The 3675-nt window shown below is 67.9% G+C and carries 5 protein-coding genes; all 5 read left to right on the forward strand.

Going from position 1 to position 3675, the window contains the following annotated elements; genetic code table 11:
- A partial coding sequence (locus tag GRF61_RS23505; protein ID WP_169153040.1) for a cytochrome b occupies window positions 1-311 on the forward strand: 311 nt, incomplete at its 5' end.
- Between the two features lie 57 nt (window positions 312-368).
- Window positions 369-938: a YceI family protein gene (locus GRF61_RS23510; RefSeq protein ID WP_169153041.1), complete on the forward strand. Its 570-nt coding sequence runs from the start codon at window positions 369-371 to the stop codon at window positions 936-938.
- A gap of 85 nt (window positions 939-1023) precedes the next feature.
- Complete coding sequence (locus GRF61_RS23515; protein ID WP_169153042.1) at window positions 1024-1602, forward strand: YceI family protein; 579 nt, start codon at window positions 1024-1026, stop codon at window positions 1600-1602.
- A 153-nt stretch (window positions 1603-1755) separates the two neighbouring features.
- Complete coding sequence (locus GRF61_RS23520) at window positions 1756-3048, forward strand: DUF3422 domain-containing protein (RefSeq protein ID WP_169153043.1); 1293 nt, start codon at window positions 1756-1758, stop codon at window positions 3046-3048.
- 83 nt (window positions 3049-3131) lie between these two features.
- A partial coding sequence (locus GRF61_RS23525; RefSeq protein WP_169153044.1) for a phosphoribosylaminoimidazolesuccinocarboxamide synthase occupies window positions 3132-3675 on the forward strand: 544 nt, incomplete at its 3' end.

Genomic DNA, 3675 nt, shown 5'->3' on the forward strand with positions numbered 1-3675 from the left:
TGCCCGCGCTGATGCGGCTGGCGGCCAACGGCGCCCACATCGTGCTCTACGTCTTGATGTTCGCGGTGCCGCTGAGCGGCTGGCTGATGAGCTCCGCCAAGGGTTTCCAGACGGTGTGGTTCGGCGTGCTGCCGCTGCCGGACCTGGTGTCCAAGAACGCCGAGCTGGGCGACCTGCTGGCCGCCACCCACGCCTGGCTCAACTGGCTGCTCGCCGCCACCGTCGTCGGCCACGCCTGTGCGGCGCTCAAGCATCACTTCATCGACCGCGACGATGTCCTCACCCGCATGCTGCCCGGCGCCAAGGCCTGAGCTGCAAGCCAACGCAATCCGGCCGCCCCCCGGCGGCCAACCCCAGGAGAGTCAAGAATGAAAACGAGCACCCTGCGCCAGGCCTCCCTCGCCGCCGCGCTGAGCCTGTCGCTCCTCGCCCCGGCGGCCCAGGCCGCCACCTTCGACCAGGTGAAGACCGCCGCCAGCCGCGTGGATTTCAGCTATCGCCAGATGGGCGTGGCGATGGACGGCAAGTTCAACAAGTTCGACGCCAGGCTCAACTTCGATCCGGCCAAGCCGGAAGCCGGCCAGGCCACGGTGGATATCGACGTCGCCAGCGTGGATGCCGGCTCGGATGAAGCCACCGCCGAGGTCACCGGCAAGACCTGGTTCGATGCCGCCAAGCATCCCAAGGCCAGCTTCAAGTCCACCTCGGTGAAAGCCCTCGGCGGCAACCGCTACGAAGCCCTGGGCACGCTGACGATCAAGGGCCGCAGCCAGAACGTCACCGCACCCTTCACCTTCGACCCGGCCAGCGGCGCCTTCGACGGCAGCTTCGTCATCAAGCGCGGCGACTTCGCCATCGGCGAAGGCGAATGGGCCGACTTCGGCATCGTCGCCAACGAAATCCAGGTGAAGTTCCACCTGCAGGCGGCGCACAAGTAAAGAAAGCGCCCGCGTGGCCATTGCAGCCCTCCCAGATCCATCCCCTTTTCCATCCCGCTGCTTAGCAGACATCCGGAGAGAACCCATGAAAATGCTGACCCGTTTCGCCCTCGCCACCCCGCTCGCCATCGCCCTGGCCGCCCCCGCCTTGGCCGCGCCGGAAACCTACGCCATCGACGGCAGCCACACCTTCCCGCGCTTCTCCTACAACCACCTGGGCTTCTCCAAGCAGCTGTCGCGCTTCGACAAGACCACGGGCACCGTGACCTTCGACAAGGCAGCCAAGACCGGCTCGGTGGACGTGACCATAGACACCACCTCGGTGGATACCGGCTTCCCCACCTTCAACGAGCACATCCAGGGCGCCGACTTCCTCGACACCGCCCAATTCCCCACCGCCACCTTCAAGTCCACCTCGGTGCGCTTCGAGGGTGACAAGCCGGTGGAAGTGATCGGCAACCTGACGCTGAAGGGCGTGACCAAGCCGGTGACGCTGACCGTCACCTCCTTCCAGGCCATTCCGCACCCGATGCTGAAGAAGGACGCGCTGGGCGCCAACGCCACCGCCGTCATCAAGCGCAGCGACTTCGGCGCCGGCAAGTACGCGCCTTACGTGGGCGACGAAGTGACGCTGGACATCGCCATCGAAGCGATCAAGCAGTAAGCCGCCCCTTCCCGCCTCGGCGCGGGTAAGACAATCAAGGCGCCGTCTCGCCACTCCCCGGTGGCGGGCGGCGCCTTGTCATTGCAGGGGCCGCTGCGCAAAATGCCGCCTTCCGCCCATTCCGGGTGTCGCACCGGCCACCATCCAGACGACATGTCCCTATTCGAACAGCACCCGCTACGCCAGACCCTCAACGACGAAGTCCATGCCCGGCCGCCGGTGCCACTGGACACGCCCGAGTTCGTCACCTACCTCGCCTTCCTGCACCACGAGGGCAGCGCCGGGCGCGAGGCCGCCCACCTGGCCGCGCTCGCCGAACAGCTGGGCGCGGAAGCACCGGCGGTGGATTCCGGCCACGTCTTCCTCGACGGCGGCGGCTTCCGGCTGAAGTGGGAGCGCCACAACGAGTTCTCCAGCTACACCTTCTTCCGCCGCATCCAGCCGGGCGACACCGACGACGAGCATGCCCTGCTGGCGGTGCCCGCCGCCTGGCGCAAGGACATCCCCGGCCGTCTGATCACCGCCACCCACATCGAACTGCGCAGCGTGGCCGAGATCGCGCCGGAGAGCGTCACCCAGACGGTTTCGCCGCGCGGCGAGACGCTGGTGGCCGCGCAGGTGGCCGGCGGCAGCGGCTGGGTGTTCACCGACTTCCAGATCAAGGACGGCTTTTCCCGCTTCCTGCTGCTGGATGCCGGGCTCACACCACGCCAGGCCGGCCGCACGGTGCAGCGCCTGGTCGAGATCGAGACCTACCGCGTGATGGCCTTGCTCGCCTTCCCGGTCGCCAAGGAAGTCGGCCGGCTGCTCTCCCGCGCCGAAGACGAGCTGGCCAATCTGATGGACAGCATGGGCGAGGCCCGCAGCTCGGACGACGACCGCAAAGTGCTGGGCCGCCTGACCAAGCTCGCCGCCGACGTCGAGCGCTCGGTGGCGCGCACCACCTTCCGCTTCGGCGCCGCGGCGGCGTACTACCGGCTGGTCGGCCAGCGCATCGAGGAACTGCGCGAGACGCGCTACGACGGCTTCCCCACCATAGACGAGTTCATGCAGCGCCGGCTGGCGCCCGCCATCGCCACTTGCGCCACCATCGCCCGCCGCCAGGAAGACCTCTCCGGCCGTATCGCCCGCAACTCCCAGCTGCTGCGCACCCGGGTCGACATCGAACTGGAGCGGCAGAATCAGGAGCTGCTGGCGCAGATGAACCGCCGCGCCAAGATCCAGCTGCACCTGCAGGAAACGGTGGAAGGGCTGTCGGTGGTTGCCATCACCTATTACGCCTCGCAGTTGGTGAACTACGTCGCCAAGGGCGCCAAGGACATCATCCTGCCGGCCACGCCGGAGATCATCACCGCCATCTCCATCCCGGTCATCGCCTGTCTGGTGGCGCTGGGCCTGCGCCGCATGCGCAAGGCGCTGACCGCCGAGGATGGCGGCGGCCACTGAGCCGCGCCGCCTCGCCCGGGCACAGCCGGCCGGCGGGCACGCTGGCCTATAATCGCGTTTTACCCAGAAGGGACTCCGCCATCGTGGCCAAGCCGCTTTTCGAATCCTCCATCAAGAGCCTGCCGCTGCTCGGCCGCGGCAAGGTGCGCGACATCTACGCCGTCGGCGACGACAAGCTCCTCATCGTCACCAGCGACCGCCTCTCCGCTTTCGACGTCATCCTGCCCAACCCCATCACCGACAAGGGCCGGGTGCTCACCGCCATGGCCAACTTCTGGTTCGAGCGCCTGGGCCACATCGTGCCCAACCAGCTCACCGGCATCGCCCCCGAAACCGTGGTGACGGCCGAAGAACGCGAACAGGTCGTGGGCCGCGCGCTGGTGGTCAAGCGCCTGGCGCCGCTGCCCATCGAGGCGGTGGTGCGCGGCTATGTGATCGGCTCCGGCTGGAAGGACTACCAGGACACCGGCGCCATCTGCGGCATCGCCCTGCCCGCTGGCCTCGCCCAGGCCGCCAAGCTGCCCGCGCCCATCTTCACCCCGGCGTCCAAGGCCGACGTCGGCGACCACGACGAGAACATCTCCTTCGAGCAGGCCCAGGCCCGCTGCGAGGCGGTGCTGAAGGATG

The organism is Azoarcus sp. TTM-91, from assembly GCF_012911025.1.
Classification (GTDB): domain Bacteria; phylum Pseudomonadota; class Gammaproteobacteria; order Burkholderiales; family Rhodocyclaceae; genus Azoarcus.